Annotated in this window: 17 protein-coding genes; 1 reads left to right on the forward strand and 16 read right to left on the reverse strand. The window is 51.7% G+C overall.

The features are described 5' to 3' along the window. Positions 1-58: 58 nt before the first annotated feature. The 10 genes from B5D23_RS03735 to B5D23_RS03780 all read right to left on the reverse strand — a co-directional run bounded on the left by B5D23_RS03735 (position 59) and on the right by B5D23_RS03780 (position 9,320). Positions 59-1,372: a TRAP transporter large permease gene (locus tag B5D23_RS03735; protein WP_078684066.1), complete on the reverse strand. Its 1,314-nt coding sequence runs from the start codon at positions 1,370-1,372 to the stop codon at positions 59-61. A 15-nt stretch (positions 1,373-1,387) separates the two neighbouring features. Further along, the gene (locus B5D23_RS03740; RefSeq protein ID WP_078684067.1) at positions 1,388-1,951 is read right to left on the reverse strand and encodes a TRAP transporter small permease; all 564 of its coding nucleotides are present in this window, start codon (positions 1,949-1,951) and stop codon (positions 1,388-1,390) included. 79 nt (positions 1,952-2,030) lie between these two features. Then, the gene (locus B5D23_RS03745) at positions 2,031-3,020 is read right to left on the reverse strand and encodes a DctP family TRAP transporter solute-binding subunit (protein WP_078684068.1); all 990 of its coding nucleotides are present in this window, start codon (positions 3,018-3,020) and stop codon (positions 2,031-2,033) included. 72 nt (positions 3,021-3,092) lie between these two features. Further along, the gene (locus tag B5D23_RS03750; RefSeq protein ID WP_078684069.1) at positions 3,093-3,938 is read right to left on the reverse strand and encodes a 5-deoxy-glucuronate isomerase; all 846 of its coding nucleotides are present in this window, start codon (positions 3,936-3,938) and stop codon (positions 3,093-3,095) included. Between the two features lie 23 nt (positions 3,939-3,961). Then, positions 3,962-4,915 (reverse strand): hydroxyacid dehydrogenase, encoded by a 954-nt coding sequence (locus tag B5D23_RS03755; protein ID WP_078684070.1) that lies wholly within the window; start codon positions 4,913-4,915, stop codon positions 3,962-3,964. Further along, positions 4,912-5,700: an HpcH/HpaI aldolase family protein gene (locus B5D23_RS03760; RefSeq protein WP_078684071.1), complete on the reverse strand. Its 789-nt coding sequence runs from the start codon at positions 5,698-5,700 to the stop codon at positions 4,912-4,914. Before B5D23_RS03760 ends, B5D23_RS03755 begins: the two co-directional genes overlap by 4 nt. A 62-nt stretch (positions 5,701-5,762) precedes the next feature. Then, positions 5,763-6,170, reverse strand: coding sequence for a SufE family protein (locus tag B5D23_RS03765; protein ID WP_078684072.1), 408 nt, complete (start codon positions 6,168-6,170; stop codon positions 5,763-5,765). Then, the gene (locus tag B5D23_RS03770; RefSeq protein WP_078684073.1) at positions 6,167-7,405 is read right to left on the reverse strand and encodes an aminotransferase class V-fold PLP-dependent enzyme; all 1,239 of its coding nucleotides are present in this window, start codon (positions 7,403-7,405) and stop codon (positions 6,167-6,169) included. The genes B5D23_RS03765 and B5D23_RS03770 overlap by 4 nt, the downstream gene beginning before the upstream one ends. Before the next feature lie 9 nt (positions 7,406-7,414). Beyond that, on the reverse strand, positions 7,415-7,828 hold the full coding sequence (locus tag B5D23_RS03775; RefSeq protein ID WP_078684074.1) for a hypothetical protein: 414 nt from the start codon (positions 7,826-7,828) through the stop codon (positions 7,415-7,417). A 13-nt stretch (positions 7,829-7,841) separates the two neighbouring features. Further along, positions 7,842-9,320, reverse strand: coding sequence for a hypothetical protein (locus B5D23_RS03780; protein ID WP_078684075.1), 1,479 nt, complete (start codon positions 9,318-9,320; stop codon positions 7,842-7,844). Positions 9,321-9,986: 666 nt separating this feature from the next. Between B5D23_RS03780 and larA the strand changes: the two genes are divergently transcribed. Further along, the gene (larA, locus tag B5D23_RS03785; RefSeq protein WP_078684076.1) at positions 9,987-11,240 is read left to right on the forward strand and encodes a nickel-dependent malate racemase, LarAH6 family; all 1,254 of its coding nucleotides are present in this window, start codon (positions 9,987-9,989) and stop codon (positions 11,238-11,240) included. A gap of 119 nt (positions 11,241-11,359) precedes the next feature. On the opposite strand, the gene B5D23_RS03790 is transcribed toward larA, so the two are convergent. From B5D23_RS03790 to B5D23_RS03810, 6 genes are all read right to left on the reverse strand, one after another. Beyond that, positions 11,360-12,406, reverse strand: a complete 1,047-nt coding sequence (locus tag B5D23_RS03790) for a zinc-dependent alcohol dehydrogenase (RefSeq protein ID WP_078684077.1) — start codon at positions 12,404-12,406, stop codon at positions 11,360-11,362. After that, positions 12,403-13,254, reverse strand: a complete 852-nt coding sequence (locus B5D23_RS03795) for an MBL fold metallo-hydrolase (RefSeq protein ID WP_078684078.1) — start codon at positions 13,252-13,254, stop codon at positions 12,403-12,405. Before B5D23_RS03795 ends, B5D23_RS03790 begins: the two co-directional genes overlap by 4 nt. 95 nt (positions 13,255-13,349) lie before the next feature. Beyond that, positions 13,350-14,015: an aspartate/glutamate racemase family protein gene (locus B5D23_RS03800; RefSeq protein WP_078684079.1), complete on the reverse strand. Its 666-nt coding sequence runs from the start codon at positions 14,013-14,015 to the stop codon at positions 13,350-13,352. 68 nt (positions 14,016-14,083) lie between these two features. Next, positions 14,084-14,896 (reverse strand): creatininase family protein, encoded by an 813-nt coding sequence (locus B5D23_RS03805; RefSeq protein WP_159445892.1) that lies wholly within the window; start codon positions 14,894-14,896, stop codon positions 14,084-14,086. Positions 14,897-15,790: 894 nt separating this feature from the next. Beyond that, on the reverse strand, positions 15,791-16,090 hold the full coding sequence (locus B5D23_RS15300) for an ErpA-related iron-sulfur cluster insertion protein (protein ID WP_159445893.1): 300 nt from the start codon (positions 16,088-16,090) through the stop codon (positions 15,791-15,793). 29 nt (positions 16,091-16,119) lie between these two features. Continuing rightward, entirely contained in the window at positions 16,120-17,013 is an 894-nt protein-coding gene (locus B5D23_RS03810) for a glycyl-radical enzyme activating protein (protein WP_078684081.1), read from the reverse strand. Between the last annotated feature and the right edge of the window lie 103 nt (positions 17,014-17,116).

Genomic DNA, 17,116 nt, shown 5'->3' on the forward strand with positions numbered 1-17,116 from the left:
AATGTAAAAGCCCAGCTCGAAATCGAGCTGGGCTTTTTTGTGTCATGTGACCGCTGGGCTAGAACGCCAGCGCCTGACTCAGGGCCATGCCTCGCATGAAGTATTTGGGCAGGAACATCGTGAGCTGCGGAACGTAGGTCAGAAGTCCAAGCGTCAGAATCATGGAGATGGTAAACGGAATGACTGAGCGACAGATTTTTGAAAATGGTGTGCCAGTCACGCCACAGGCAACAAAGAGGTTCGCGCCAAGTGGCGGCGTAATGTAGCCGATAGCGAGGTTCACACACATAATCAGGCCAAAGTGAATGGGGTCAATGCCAAGCTGGTGGATAAGCGGCAGGAGCATTGGAGCCAGAATAATAATGGCTGCAAGGGTTTCCATAAATGTGCCGACAAAGAGCAGCAGGGCATTAATCATCAGTAGAATGATTACCGTGTTGTCTGAGAGAGACAGGATCAGATTGGCAATCTGGTTAGGGATGCGGGCCAGTGTCAAAATAGACCCGAATCCAGCAGAGGTGCCAATGATGACCAGCAGGGTTGCCGTGATGACTGCGGCCTGAAGCAGGTACTTGGGCAGATCACGGAAGGTCAGTTCCTTGTAGATAAAGGTACCGATGAACCAGCCATAGGCGACGGCCACGGCAGCAGCTTCTGTGGGGGTAAAGATACCGCCATAGATGCCGCCAAGAATGATGACTGGAACCACAATGGCCCATTTGGCTTCCCAGACGATGTCCAGCTTTTCCTTCAGGGTATAATGATGGGCTGCGCCACTGTAGCCTTTCTTTTTGGCATAAAAATAGGAATACACCATAAAGCCAAGGCCCAGCAGAATGCCAGGAATGACGCCAGCAAGGAACAGTTCGGAAATCGACTGCTCGGTTGCGACACAGTAAATAACCATCGAAAGTGATGGGGGAATAATGGCTCCAAGACCGCCAGATGCTGCGATCAGGGCGGATGAGAAGGACTTGTCATAGCCCTTGTTAATCATGTCTGGAACCATCAGGGTGCCAATGGCTGCAACTGTTGCTGCTGCGGAGCCTGAGATTGCACCAAAGAACATGCAGGCTGCAATGGTCACAAGGGCGAGACCGCCGCTCATGCGTCCAAAACAGATTGTCGCCAGATCAAGCAGTCTGCGAGACACGCCGCCAGATCCCATGAGGTTGCCCGCCAGAATAAAGAAGGGGACAGCCATGAGCGGAAAGGAATCCGCAGCCGTGGTCAGCTTCTGTGCAAAGTAGGTAATGTTGATGATGTCGCTGTACCAGATTGCAGAAATGGACGCGACACCAAGGGAGATACCAATCGGCACCGTGAGAACGAAGCAGATAATAAACACGCCAAAGAGGACAAGCGCTACCATAACTCGGTCCCTCCCTTATTTGTCTTCTGGGCATTGGTCGCCAGAAGGGACCTGCCGGTAAAACACTTTGAAGTCACTGTGGAAATGGCGAAACCGGTGGACGAGTGTTTGTAGCAGCCTGAATGTGCAGAGGCTGTATCCGACCGGAACGGCGAGATAAATAATCCACATTGGAATTTCTGTTGCCGCAGTGATTTGCCCGCGACGGGCAATGAGGTGGGCAACCTGATAGCCCACGTAGGCCACAGTTGTAGAAAACGCCAAAAAGATCAGATCTGACAGAATGCAGAGAAGCTTTTTTTGCACGTCTGACAGAAAATCTCTGGTGAGAAGTGCATCGACCTTGATGTGGCTGTCTGTTTTGACCGCGTAGCTGATGCCAAGATAAATAAGCCAGATAAACATGTACCTGGAGACTTCTTCTGACCAGCTGAAACTGGATTCAAAAACATAACGGGCCACGACCTGAACAAAGATAAAAACACTGGCTAGACCAAGAAACGTCACCATAAAGAAGGCTTCGAGATTGTCATCGAGCCATTTCAGGATGCGAAGCAGTCCTGAGTGTTGAGTGCGCATACGTCCCTCCTGCGAGTACTGAGCCGGTGGTGCAGCACCGGCTCAGCGGAGAAGTGAACTGCCGGGTGGCAGCGAGAGATCAGTGCGTTACCGCAGACATCAGAACATCATAGGCCTCGCCTGCGCGTTTTTTGACCATGCCAGCAGAGTCTGCCAGCATGCCGCGCATTTTGAGTCGCATATCCGCAGGAACATCAACAACCGTCACGCCTGCTGCGCGTATTTTTTCAATGGCCTCGGCTTCCATGTTGCGGGCCAGTGTGCGCTGGTAGGGGATGGCTTCTGCAACTGCTGCGTCGATGATTGAGCGCTGCTCGTCTGTCAGGTCGTTGTAGAAATCAAGGGATGCCATAAAGACAAATGGCGAATAGATGTGACGGGTCAGGGTCAGACACTTCTGTACTTCGTAGAAGCGCTGGGAGTAGATCAGCTCTACAGACGTCTCCTGACCGTCAAGGGTGTGCTGCTGAAGGGCGGTGAAGAGTTCACCCCAGGCCATGGGCGTTGGGTTTGCTCCCAGAGCTTTCCATGCACAGATCTGGACCGGGTTTTCTGCGACGCGCATCTTGATGCCGCCGAGATCAGAAATGGAGCGAACGTCGCGTTTGGAGTTCGTCAGGCAACGGAAACCGTTTTCCATGTATCCCAGCCCCTTGATACCAATAGGCTCAAGGTAGCTTAAAAGTTTTTTGCCAGCTTCTCCGTCCAGTACTTCATAGGCCTGCTCATGGTCCTGAAAGAGGAAGAAGAGGTCCCATACAAAGAATTTGGGAGTAAATGGAGCAAGATTGTTCGCTGTAACAGCGGTAATATCCACGTTGTTCATCTGGAGACCTTCGGTGAGTTCCCGGTCTCCACCAAGCTGCTGATTGGGGTAGATTTCGACTCGCATGGAGCCGTTTGAGCGAGTTTCAACGATTTCCTTAAATTTAAGGAAGCCTTTGTGAAGCGTTGCAGTTTCGGGGACACCATGTCCGACCTTGATAACGAGTGTGTCAGAGGCCGAGGCTGTTACGGCGCTAAAGACGAGCCCTATAGCCAAAAGGATGCTCATGAATTTCGACTTCATTATTCCCTCCCAAGAGTGGCTGGTGGCCGCCGTCAGAGCGGCGGCCTGAGTTCGTGAAATGATTTTCTCGATCTAGAATGTCTCCATAAATTCTGCGTGGTCCATCCAGTCAAATCGCTCGTCATAGACCAGCTTGTAGGTTTTGGCGTCGCCTGCAAGGCCCCAGAGAAGGAACTCTGTACAGCCGGGAGCCGCAAGAGAGGTGTGGTAGCCCTTTGCAATTCCCATTGCATACTTGTCATCTTCAATCAGATGCACTTCGGCAAACTTCTCTGGCTCCAGTTCATAGGACATGGCAAACACGTATCCACCCTTGGGGCCTTTCACCTTGAACGAGAAAATTTCATCGAGAGGGTATTCGTTGTCTGCAACGATGTCGTGCTTGTGTCCGGGGAAGCCGATCCAGCCACCGGGGCGGGATACAGATTCACCAACGATGAGCTTCTGTGTCACGTGGTCGTTGTGCATTCCCTTGGGGCCAAAGATGAAGCGGTACTTTCTGCGCCACTTTTCAGCACCGGGAATGCCTTCTTCAACATTGTCCGGTGTGCACAGGTACGGCTCGTTGCCATCGTCACAGTACGCACAGAATGTGCGTACTTCGACGCCATTTTGGGACACAATGCTGTATTCACAGTGTGGAGGCAAGTAGATTGCCGTGGGTTTTTCGTCAAAGACAGAACCTCGGGTAATGCCTTTGTAATCATATTCCTGTCCCTTGAATGAGACATGCACATCCATGTCACCTTCCATGATGACAAGAGCCATCTCCTTCCCTTCAAGAGAACCGTTCATTCCAGTGCCTCCATCAACAAGGATGCGGCCAAATTCCATGTGCTCTACAGTGGAATTTTCTGGAGTAATAACAGACTCGTATCCCTGGACATCCTTAAAACGGTGCAGCGTAGTGTATGTCATTGTCTTTCTCGCTAGAGCTAGGGTTAAAATGCGTCGCGGTTGACAAAAAATTCAGGAGTTTCATTGCGCAGAACGGAACAGACGCCTGCGGCTGACTGGGTGGCCATTGCTTCAAGTGCTTCGGCTGTGAGCGCAGCGCAGTGCGGAGACAGCACGACCTTTGTGGTATTGATGATCGGGGTATCTGCCTTGGGCGGCTCGGCTTCAAAGACGTCTGTTGCAGCAGCTCCAAGCTCGCCACCTCTGAGTGCGTTCAGAAGAGCCGCTTCGTCCACAATGCCGCCCCGGGCTGTGTTGACCACCATGGCCGTGGGCTTCATCTGGGCGAGAGTCTTCTCGTTGATAAGTCCCTTTGTCTCTGGCGTGAGCGGGACGTGAATCAGAAGGACGTCAGCAAGAGGGAGCAGGGCGTCAAGTGTCGTCTCTCGCTGTATGCCGAGCTGTGAAAAGAGTGTGTCAGGAGCAAAAGGATCATAGGCGTGGACATCGCAGCGAAATGGAGCAAGCAGCTCAAGCACGCGCTGGGCAATGCGGCCAATGCCAATAAAGCAGACGGTTTTTCCAGAGAGTTCGCCGAGCGTGGCTCCCTTGCGGGCGCTGACGTAGTTTCCTGCTCTGATCTGGCTGTCGAGCTGAGGGATTTCTTTCAGCATGGACAGCACAAGGCTGAGGGTGTGTTCGGCAACGGCATTGAGGTTGGAGAAGGGAGCATTGACGACCTTGATGCCTTTGCTGGAGGCGGTTGGGATGTCAATGTTATCAACACCAATGCCATGCTTGGCGATGCATTTCAGCTTGGGGGCGCTTTCAATGATATCTGCCGTGATTTTTGCCGAGCGGATCAGGACGGCGTCGCAGTCGGCAATAGCCTTCTGAATGCTGTCATGGTCAGCTGCCGGAGCCTGAACAACGTCTGCAACGTCTTTGAGGAGTTTGACGCCATTTGGGTGGATGGGTTCAGTCAGAAGGACTTTCATGACAGGGCCTCCTCTGAGCACTGTTCAGCAGCAGTGGCGAGAGCCTTTTTTGCAGCGGAAGCCATGAATCCCTGATCACCGCCGAGCAGGAAATAGCGAATGCCAAGATTGTAGTAATAGTCCACCTTGCCAGGAGCGCAGATGATGCCTGCGGCTTTTCCTGCGGCGTGGATTTTTTTGATGGCGGTCTCAATGCAGTTTTTGACAGTGGGGTGCTGGGTCTGCCCAATCAGCCCAAAGGACTGGGACATGTCCATGGGACCGATGAACACGGTGTCGAGCTTCTCAATTTTGAGAATTTCATCCAGATTCTCGGCACCTGTTTTGGTTTCGCAGTGTGCGACGGTCAGGACGTTTGTGTTCGCCAGTTTTGGATATTCCACGGCGGGAATGGTGCCGTAGCCAGCGGCGCGGGTTGTTGGAGAAAATCCGCGCTGTCCTTCGGGGGCGTACAGGCTTGCTGCGATGAGTTCCCGGGCCTGCTCTGAGGTGTCGATGTTCGGAACCTGAACACCGTATGCTCCAGAGTCGAGCGCATTGAGGATGCCGCTTCGGGCGAGGCTTGGCGTACGGATGATGGGTGCCATGCCATGCAGGGTTGCGGCCCGGATGATTTCGACAAGGTTCTGTCGAGTGAACGCTGCGTGTTCCGTATCAACAACGCAGAAGTCGTACCCCGCAATGCCGAGCAGTTCGACTGCCGCGGGGTCAGCAAACTTTACAAAAGCACCGAAGACAGGCTGCCCTGCGTGGAGTTTTTGCTTTACTGAATTTGTGCCGATCATTGTACGTTCCTTTTTCAAGTCATTGACCTCAGCAGAGTGCTTCTGCTGTTTTTGTCAGAAATTTAACTGCTGGCGGCGTGGCGTATGCGCTGCATGAGCTGGGAAAGTCCCTGTGCCCGATCGCTGTTCATGAAATCTCCGATGTCCATAGCCTCATGCAGAGTGAATGCTGCATTCTCCAGTTCTGTGCAGTCAGCACCATGGAAGACCGATTGAATCAGGCTCAGGATGCCGCGCATGATGATGGAATCGCTGTCGAGTCTGAGCGACAGGGTTTTGCCATCGTGGGACATGTTCATCCAGATGCCTGTTTTGCATTCTGGAACGCGAAGCGCCTTGGCCCGTTCGGATTCATCCATCTGGGGCTGGGTAATGCCGCGCTCAATGATGTACTCATAGCGGTCAGAAGCATTGGGAAATGCGTTGAGCGTCTTGAGAATTTGTTCCTGTCGCTGTTCGATACTCATCATGCTGCTCCTGAGTGCTGTGGTTTCAGCAGGGCGCAGCTTTTTTTGAGTGCTGTGCTCAGCGCAAAAATGTCTTCGGGATTTGTGTAAATGCCAAAGGATGCCCGAACTGTTCCCTCTGTCCCAAGCAGGTGCACAAGAGGTTCTGCGCAGTGGTGGCCTGAGCGGACGGCAACGCCGTAGCGGTCCAGCATGACTTCAAGGTCAAAGTGGTGAATGCCCGCAATGTTGAAGGATAAAAGGCCACTTCGTATGTGCGGGGCGCCATAGATGGTGAGGTCGGGAATGGCAGAGAGTTCCTGTGTTGCAAGATCAAGAATTTCCTGTTCCTGCTTCAGGATGGCTTCCCAGCCTGTGGAGGTCAGAAAGTCCAGTGCAGACCGGAGGGCAATGGCTGCCGGGTAGTCTGGAGTCCCTGCCTCAAATTTGTAGGGGACGGTGTTGTAGCGTGTGTGCTCAAAGCTCACTTGCTCGATCATTTCGCCGCCAAACTGGTAGGGCGGAAGCTTGTCCAGAATGTCCATGCGTCCATACAGCACGCCAATGCCATTGGGTCCGTAGACCTTGTGTCCAGAGAAGCAGTAGAAATCGACGTCGAGATCCTGCACGTCCACGGGAAGATGCGCGACGGCTTGTGCGCCATCCACAACAAAAAGTGCAGAGCTGCTGCTTCTGACGAGTTTCCCTATTTCTTTGATGGGAAGGACTGTTCCTAAAACATTGGATACGTGTGCAACAGAAACAACAGCAACGTCACTGTCCAAAAGCGCTTCAAGCTCCACAAGGTCAAGATCACCATCAGAAGTGAGAGGAATGATTTTGAGAATGGCGCCAGTGCGCGTGCAGAGTTCCTGCCACGGGACAAGGTTTGAATGGTGCTCAAGGGCAGAGACAAGAATGGTCTGGCCTGCACGAATGCTGGAGGTAAGGGACTGTGCCACAAGGTTCAGCGACTCAGTGGCACCTTTGGTAAAGATGATGTTTTGTGGCGCCGGGGCGTTGAGAAATGCGGCGACAGTCCCTCTGGCACATTCAAGGGCATCCGTACACTCTCGGGCAAAGCGGTGTGCGCTGCGATGTACATTCCCATTAGAGGAGCTGTACACCTGCAACAAAGCGTCGAGCACACACTGCGGCTTTTGACTTGTTGCGGCACTGTCCAGATAGACGGCCGCGTCTGTTCGCTTCGCAAAGATTGGAAATTGTGCCCGAATTGTGTTGACGAAATCCCTTGTCATGCCTGTTACCTACGGTTTTTGAATGGCTGTAGCGTTGTCAAAAATAACATCGGCAAGTTCTGTGACTGTCTTGGCCTTGGCGAGAAGACGTGGAGAGGTCTCCACGCCAAGGTCCTTGAGCAGTCGAATCTGAAGAAGAATCCGTTTGGAGTCTGCGGCGGTGCTGTTCTGGCAGTCTGGAGTATCTGGCTGGCGGGCACTGGTACCGGCATCAAGGCTTGCCTTGTGGATACTGGCCTGTGCGAGTTCGCGCAGATCCTCCGACTGAGTGTCTCCAGAATTCAGCAGGAACCGGGCAAAGATGTAGCGTCGAACAAAGGCTTGAAACGCTTCCCGCTCCAGCTGGAGAGGGGCTTTGCCAACAGAATCCAGACAGAGCTGGGTTTGCCGATTGGCTTCCGCAACTCGTTCTTCAGCTGTCATGGCAATCCTCCCGCTAGGATTCCATAACTTCGATATCGAGCATTTCCATCAGATCCTTGATCTCTTCGGTGTAGTCGCCAAAGACCCAGGTGTAATGGTGCCCGACATAGCCCTGCTTCTTAAAGAAGTCCTTCACGTTTTTGACCTGGAAGAAGAAACCGGTGGAGCAGCCAACGGTGTCCAGACCTGCGCCAGCGATGAGCTTGGACTTGACCAGGTGAACTTTCTTGGCCAGCGGGTCAAAGCGGATCATGGTCAGGGTTTCGTTGCGGTCGCGGTTGTAGTCGTAGCGGATGGTGGTGCCGAATCCGCTGTGCGTGAAGTTGCGAATTTCGTAGGGGTCCTGCTTGTCCAGACCATGCATGTTTCTGGTGGGGACTGCGTGGAACATCATGACAATGTTGTCCATGTCGAGAATGTCGTCGACAATGCGCAGAGCCTTGGGGTTGGACTGGGAGGATTTGACAGATTTTTCAAAGGTGTCTTTGGCGAAGGGGTGAACGTTGCCCATGTGCGGAGCCTTGTTGGTCAGGCTGGTCAGCAGGGAAATGCAAAGCATGGCGTTCATGTCCACTGCACAGGAAGAAGGGATGCCGTCTTCTTTGAGCAGGGAGTGCGTCAGACAGAAGAGGAATTTGTTGTTGTTCAGGTAGCGGGTTGCACAGACTTCCGGGCAGGGAATGGTGAACGCGTTACAGTCATGCTTTTCGAGAAGCTTTTTGACGGTGAGGTAGAAGCGAACATCCTTGGGCGTGTATTTTTCACAGTCCATATGGATGGCGTCTGCACCTTCGGCAAGCTCTTTGGCAATGCGTTCGGATTCGGGAGTCAGCTCTTCCTCGAATTCCTCGAAAGACTCCAGAACGTCTTCAAGGTTGGCGTAGCGAGTGCGCATGCCGAGGCGGTTCTTGATTTCTTCAAGGTGGGTCAGATTACTGGTTTCACTGTCAGCAATGGCCTGATTTTTGTTCACCAGAAGCACATGGGTGCTGGCGATTGCCTTTCTGACCTGAAGAAGCTTGAGGGTGTATTCGAGGTCACTGCGGTCGATAAAAGGATAGGCTTCCTGACCCATTGCGCGGAGGTATGCAGAGCCGTCTGGGCCAGCCATCATGCCGATGATGCCGACAGGCTTTTTGGTTCTGCGGGCAACTTCCTTGGCAAAGAGCTGCTGGAAGAAACCATCAAAGAGGTAGAAGTCAACATTGGAATCCTGAGCAATGATTTCTTCAATCGGGGCGTCGGGAATGATGAAATCATCATAGAACTCTGCATAAACAGGCTCCAGAACGTTCACACAGTCAGGCAGGTTTGTCTTCATGTCTGTACAGAAGCTTTCATACTTGCTTGCTGCGGAGTGCTCATCAAATTCGCGGGTCAGCATGTCTGGACCACCAAGGCGGCAGGGGCCTTCGTATGCGTGACGGTGAATAAGCTGCGAGAAAACAGGTTTTACATTGAGTTTGACGTCGGTGATTTTCTTGATGCCCATTGTGGTTTCTCCGTACCTAAAAGTCCTTGCGTGTCATTAACGCATGTTTATTGGTCATTCTGAATGTTCAGATGAATTCCTTTGCGCTGAATCCGGCGCGTCCCAATGTGCAGATAGAGACATTCGCCGCTGGTTAGTGGTTGAGAGGTGTGCATGAGCGCACGGGATACATGCGTTTCATCCTGATTTCACTGTGGCATCAGTGAAATATTGGAATTGACGCTACCACCCCGTGTTTTTTGTTGCAACAAAAATATGGTATCGTGACCATTCTTTTAAAAATACGCCACCAGGTAAAGGAAATTACTGAGGTGACTGTTCTAGAGTTGATAGGATAAATATCTATTTGTGACAACACTTTAAAAACTTACTCAAGGTTTGGACAATACGTTTTAAAAGGATTGATTAGGGGGCAAATTGTGATACATCGAAGAGGACAGAGTGGGCACGATGCCAAAAAATACAGGATATGCAAAATTCCCTGTAATCCTTGGTACATGGAGATTTTCACCGAATTGAGGCACGAGAATTTCCAACAAAAAGAACCGTTCAGAAGTGGATATTACACTTTGTATTTATTGAATTTTTCCATGCCCACCCAAGTCTTGTCTTTGTGGACGAATTTCTTTGAGCAATTCCTCGTGCAGTTGACCAATGGAGATGACAATGGACATCGGCATATCTTTTGGAAAAGAGCAGTTTCATGTGGAAATTGAAGAAAAAAGCATTCAATCAATACTTATTCCGCAAGAAATTCCCAAAGTTGATGAATCTGAGGAATTATGGAGAGCAATAAAAAATCCTGTCGGAACACAGCGCATCTCCGAGCTTGTTCAATCTGATGAAACTGTGTGCATTATTACAAGTGATGTGACTCGCCCTTGCCCGACACGGAAGATGTTGGTGCCAGTGCTTGAAGAACTCGCTTCTGCCGGAGTGCCGGACGAAAATATTTGCATCGCTTTTGCACTTGGTGCCCACAGAAAGCACACGCTGGAAGAGAAAAAGAAGCTTGTGGGCGAAGACGTCTTGGCCCGAATTCAGTGTCTTGATTTAGACATGAACGACTGTGTGGACTTGGGAACAACGCGGGCAGGGACTCCGCTTCATGTCTTTCGGCCTGTTGTGGAAGCCGACAGACGGATTTGCATGGGGAATATAGAATTTCATTACTTTGCAGGCTACAGCGGTGGGGCAAAGGCAATCTTGCCGGGCGTTTCAACACATGCAGCGATTCAGTCAAATCACAAGATGATGCTGAGCGAAAAGGCGGCGACCGGGCACCTTGCCGGAAATCCTGTTCGGGAGGATATTGATACTGTTCCGGAGCTTTTGCCCATTGACTGTATCTTTAATGTCGTGCTTGGGCCGCACAAGGAGATTTTGCGCGCCGTGCTTGGAGATCCGATTCTGGCGCACCGGCAGGGCTGTGCGTTTTTGGATACAATTTATAAATTCCCACTGGATGAACCTGCTGACATCGTTTTAGTCAGCCCCGGTGGGTATCCCAAAGATCTGAACATTTATCAGGCACAGAAGGCCTTGGATAATGCCGCTCATGCTGTACGCAAGGGCGGCATTATTTTATGGGTTGCCCGCTGTCAGGAGGGCTATGGCTCTGAAAAGTTTACAGAATGGGTCAATGACGCCCAGACTCCACAGGATTTGATTGACCGTGTTCGCAAAAAGTTCGAGCTGGGCGGGCACAAGGCTGCCGCAATGGCAAAAGTTCGACAAAAGGCAGATATTTTCCTGCTGTCTGATCTTGATGATGCCGCAGCGGAAAATTTGTTTTGCACACCTGTACCCAGCCTTGAGAAAGGACTGAAAATGGCGCGCGAGCGCCTTGGTCAGGATGCTCGAATCGTCGTGATGCCTCACGGAGGTTCAACTCTTCCCGTTATTCAGGGCGACAAATAATTTTTTATGGAAAAGGCCCCGGAAAACCGGGGCCTTTCTAGGATGGATGGCACATTACCCTGTAGCGTGGGCAAAGTGGGGAGAAGAGAGCCGGACTGAGCCCGGCTGTGGTGAGCACCTTATGGGTGCAGGAGGATTTTGACCCGGCATTCCTTGCGTTCACGAATCAGGGCAAACGCCTTTTCTGCGTCTTCAAGTGAGAAGTGGTGCGTAATAATGTACTCGGGATGGACAGAACCGCTGTTGATAAGCTTGAGCACTGGTGCTGTGGTGTTTGGGCTTGCCAGTGTGCCATAGATAGACGCGTCTTTGGTGATAAGGGCGTTTATGGGCGCCTCAAACTGTGTCTTGCGGTAGAAGGATACCAGACCGAGTTTGCCGCCGGGTGCAAGGGCTTCTGCTGATTGCGAAAAGGCCAGATCATTTCCGGAGGATTCAAAGATAATGTCTGCACCTTTTCCTTCGGTGGCTTCGCCAATCTTCTTGACGACGTCTTCATCGTGGTAGTTGATGATTTCGTCTGCGCCAAGGCTGCGGCTGATGTCGAGCTTTTCATTCCAGCTTCCGATCTGGATGATTTTGCCCGCACCAAGTGCCCGCGCAAAGCTTGTGATGAGCAGGCCAATTGGTCCGTCACCAAAAACGGCAACTGTTGCGCCCGGGTCTATGCCTACCCGCTTGACTGTGTACAGTGCCGTTGCAGAAGGCTCGGAGAGTGCGCCCGTGTCCAGACTCATCCCTTCGGGAAGGCGGTAGACGTGTTTCCACGGAACCGTGATGTATTCTGCGTATGCGCCTGCCCGGTTTTTGTAAGAACCGATGACACCCCGATTCGTGCACAGGTTGTATCGGCCTTCCTTACACATGCTACACTTGCCGCAGGACATTGTGACATCAGCGGTGACGGCGTCGCCCTGTGTAAAAAGTCCTTCTGGAACCTCAGAACCAAAGCTTGCGATGTGTCCAGACCATTCGTGCCCAGGCAGTACCGGGTACACAGTGTTTCCGTTCTTGATATATGGATGCTCGCCAGACAGGAGTTCTTCGTCTGAGGCACAGATGCCTACTGCGGCAACCTTGACAAGAATGTCCTCCGGGCCGGGAGTCGGGGTTGGGACCTCGGTGTATTCAATCTGCTCTGGTCCAGTAAAAAGTATGGCTTTCATAGTCTCTCCTGTTCCTGTGAATCACTGTAGTCATACGCGTTGAGGCGAAGCCGTTCGCCTTGCGCCATGAGGAATGGGGTACACGTTGGGGCATGTTCCTTGACGGAAGAAATGAAAGAGGCAGGGTCTCCGCCATGTTCGGCGAAGGTGCCAAAGTGGCAGGGGATGGCGAGAGAAAGATTGAGCAGGCCTGCGAGCTGCCCCCCTTCTGTGCCAGTGAGGTTCCCAAAGGCACCGTTCACGGAAAGTATGCCAACGTGAGGCTGAAATTTGTGCACTGTTCGGAAGATTTCCGGAGAAAAACCAGTGTCTCCACTGATGTAGATTCTGAGTCCCCGGTACTCGATGCCAAGGCCTATTGCTTCTGGAGCCATTGCGCCGTGGTCTGCGTCAAAGACGTATAAGGTCAGGTCGCGGTCCAGATGAAGCTCATCGCCAGGACTCAGTGCAGTGAGTCGCTGCGAGTCAATGCCCATCTCGTCGTGCATGAGCGTGCAACAGGATTCTGGGGCTAAAAATTCGGATGTCCCCTGTGCCGCGATGTCAGGAATGGCGTCGTAGTCGAGGTGGTCGAAGTGGTGGTGTGTACTGAGAACGTAGCGGGGACAAAAGTCCTTTGGCTGGATGAGCTTTGGCGTCAGGCGCTTAAAGCCTTTGTAGTTTTTGATCCGCTCGCCACAGTCTGTCAGGTATGGATCGACGGCAAGGCTGAGGCCCGCATCTGTGCGGAAAAAAAAGCCTGCCTGCCCAAGCCAGAAGATATCAAGGTGATCTTCGGGCGTGTGCTCAGAAAAGAGTTGCTGGTGCAGGTTCATGGTATCCTCAGGAAGAATTGACTGTTGATACATGCAGACAAAAAAAACCGGAAAGGCGGGCAGAGATTTGACGGGTGCAATACAGGGGGGTGCCTTTCCGGTTCTTTTGTGTGCGGTTCTCAGAGAACCTAGAGACCCAAAACTTTTCGGATCTGCTTAACGCCTCCTTCCGGGCTGGTCAGCACAGGGATGCTGACATGTTTTTCCAGAAGGGGACGAAGATGGTAATGGCTGCCCTGAGCCATGACGATGACGTCATGTTTCTCAGCAGCCTTTTTGACGTAATCAAGGACAATGGCATTGTGCTTGTCGGCATCGCCTTCCTTGAGCAGTGCATCGTATGCGCCATCACAGTAATATGTTGTGATTTTGCAGTCTTTGCCAGAGGCATTGGCTGTGTCTGTCAGCAGTTCAGTGGATGCACTGACTGTAGAGTTTGACGTGCACACGAGTGCAATATCGTTCCCAAGAGAGACAGCTTCTTCCATCATGGGAGTGTCCAGCGTGAGGACGGGGATGTTCACACAGTTGCGAGCAGTTTCAGAGGCCCGTTTCATGGAAGAACACTGCGACAGGATGCAGTCAGCACCAAGGTTTTCGGCAATGCGGGCATAGTCACAGTAGCGGGAAATGATTCCCGGAGTGGTGCCCTTGTTTTCGAGCGCTTCCGCAAGCAGGGTGTCGTCAATGATATTGAAAATCTCAACTTCAGGCACCCAGTCGCGGAAAAACTTCTGCATATCGTTTACCGCGTAGAGGAAGGTGTGAAGTATGGCTACTTTTGGCTTGGCCATCAAAAAACTCCTCAGAATAAAACGTGAAGCAGGGTGCCTTGACGTTGCCCTGCCAGCGGGTAACGGACCTAGTTGGTGACGACGTCCTCGCCTACCGGGTGCTCTTTCTTCACCTGATTGATGAGAGCAACCATGCGATCGACGATAGCCTGGATGTATCTTTCACCCTTTTCTGCCGTAGCAGCAGTAGGATCACCAATAACGCCGTGAACAGCGTGGCGGTACTCAGGACCACTGACAGTGCCTTCGTCGAAGCGGAGCGGCTTGGAAGAGGTCATTTCTGTGGGGCTGGTAACAAAAGAGCGGTCCAGCAGGGATTTGCCGTTTTCTACAACAGCGAGGTCCATGTCGACGTATTCAGGGAAGAGAGACAGGGCAATGGATGTCTCGGCTTCGTCAGCATGCCAGAAAGGTGTGCTGAAGATTTCGTCGTGGATGTCGCGGATTGCGTTCTGGAACATGACGGAAAGAACGTAGTAGCCTTCCTGACCAAGATCCTGAACGGTGTAGTTGGTCACAAATGCCTGACCATGACCAAAGAAAATGATGAACTTTTTGTAACCAGCAACTGCTGCGCCACGGACGATGTCCTTGATCATGGCTTTGCAGGTGTCGTTGGAAAGCGGCACAGTGCCGGGGAAATTCCAGTGGTGATGGGGATGAGCGCCATACCAGGGGCAGGGGAGAAGAATTGCGTCGGTCTCTTCGGCAATGCGTTCGCACATGTCAAAAAGCTGCATGGTATCGTGACCAGTAGGAAGGTGCGGGCCATGCTGCTCGATGGAGCCGAGAGGCAGGATTGCAATGTCACATTTCTTTGCATGTTCAACAACTTCTTTCCAGCTCTTGTGCTGCCACCAAGGGGATGATTTACCTGGCATTTCTATATCCTCCAATAATATTGTTCTTGAAAAAGTTTCTTTCCTTTTTTCTAAAACTGAATGCACGCTAGCACTGGAAAATTTCTTGTGCAAGCGATTTTTGGAATCGTGACCAAAAAACATGAAAAAAGTGAGAGTTCTCAAATGGAAAGTTTCGTGTGATTTTTGAAAAGTTATTTTAAATCAATATATTATGTGAACTCACTCCGGGAGCATAATTTTAAATTATTCTGGAATAATAGGATAAAGATTTGGACTCAAGTGCAGAACTGCAAATTGCGGCAGAATCTCGAAATACACCGCGGCGGTCCATTAGGTTCCACAAGACAGCCAAGCAGCAGGCGCGAGGAGTGGCGGGTGTTTTATTGGGGCGGGGGGGTACGAGACTCCGTCTCGTGCTCTGTAAGAGGCACAGTTTTATTGGGGCGCTGCCCCAAGCCCTGCAAGGGGCGCCGCCCCTTGACCCCGCCCAAGGACGAGGCCCTTGGGAATCCCGCTTTCGCTCAAAAAATACGGCTGAATGGGATGAAAGCTTTGCTTTCCTCTCCATCAGCCGTATTTTTTGAGCTAGTGGGCGTTATGTGTGTTCTTTTTCTTTGCGCCTCAATCCTTTCTTTCTGAACGCCGGGGCGTTCAAAAAGAAAATGGTGGCAATTCGCAGAAGAGAAAGAGGCTCTCGACGTTATTTTCATCAAGTTTGAATTTCATTCACGCGAAGCGTGGAGGGAATTCAAACTCGCTGAGGATACGTAAGGGAATCATTCCCTTACGCGGAGTCCGGGGCTGGCCCCGGCCGGGGTTTGGGGGCTGGCCCCCAACTTCACAACATCAAAAAAAGCCCCCCGCATATTTATGCAGGGGGCTTTGAGCTTTCACTGTATTAGGCGCGTGTGATTAAGCTTCAGCTTCGAGAGCCGTCAGGACGACTTCTTTTTTCTCGCTGAAAGACAGCTCGAATTTGTGTCCATATTTCAACAGAAAGTCTTCATCGGCGATAAAGGGAACGTCGTTGACTTCAATCTGTTCGTCGTCATCTTCTTCAGGTTCGTCCATGCCCAGACCGAGCACGATTTTAGAACCTCAACCACCGCCTACTTTGTATTCACGCAGGCGCACACAGGTGTCGTCGTCTTCATCTTCCAGCATGGTGCGAAGCTTTTCGAGCATCTCATCTGGAACGGTAAGGGTAAACATATGATGTTATCCTCTTAGTTTCGTAATGGTTACACAATAACGGGGTTCAGCCCGTGTCTGGCAAATCTTTCCAGAACGACCTTCAGTTGCTCCGGAGTGTACTGAGACACTTCCGGAAGACTCTTGCCAAGGGCGAGGTACTTGCTTTTGCCAAAGGCGTGGCAGGGCATGATCTCAATTTCGTTGCGATCGAATTCCTTAAAGAACTCAGCCATAGCGGCGATATTTTCTTCGGAATCGTTCATGTTGGGCATGAGAGGCATGCGGATTCGGACCTGCTTACCTGAGGAGAGAGCAGCTCGCATGTTGCGCAAGATTATGGCGTTATCCTGACCTGTCAGCTTTTTGTGCTGTTCTGGGTCCATATGCTTGCAGTCGAAGAGGAAGAGGTCAGCCAGTTCGATGGTTTTGTCGAAGCGTTCTGCGGGGCAGAAGCCACAGGTATCGACTGTGACGTGAAAGCCTTCGTTGTGAACGGCTTCGAGCATATCCAGAAAGAACTGACCGCCAGCGGTGGGTTCGCCACCGCCAAAGGTGACGCCGCCGCCAGAGTTTTCGTAGAAGAGGGAATCTTTCTGAACTTCTTTCATGACCTCTTCGACAGTCATAAGGCGACCAGACATTTCACGCGCCTTGGTCGGGCAGGACTCGGCACACAGACCGCAGTCAGTGCACTTTGCCGTGTCACGGCCAAATTTTTCACCCAGAGGGATAACGGCATCGTTGGGGCACACGTCTTTGCATGTGCCGCAGCCAGTACACTGGGCTTCAAAGTACAGCATCTGGGGAGTGGTTTTTTGAGATTCGGGATTGCTGCACCAGAGGCAGCGTAACGGGCATCCTTTCAAAAACACCGTGGTTCGCAGGCCCGGCCCGTCGTGAATCGACATCCTCTGAATATTGTAGATCATTCCCTGACTCATTCTTGTCTCCACAGATTGTAGCTTTGAGAAATAGTGGGGAGTGCTATTGCGGTCCCCACAGGAAATATGGGGAGAGGGGGCAAGGGCTGTGCCCCCTCTCGAA

This window comes from Desulfobaculum bizertense DSM 18034, assembly GCF_900167065.1.
Lineage (GTDB): Bacteria > Desulfobacterota > Desulfovibrionia > Desulfovibrionales > Desulfovibrionaceae > Desulfobaculum > Desulfobaculum bizertense.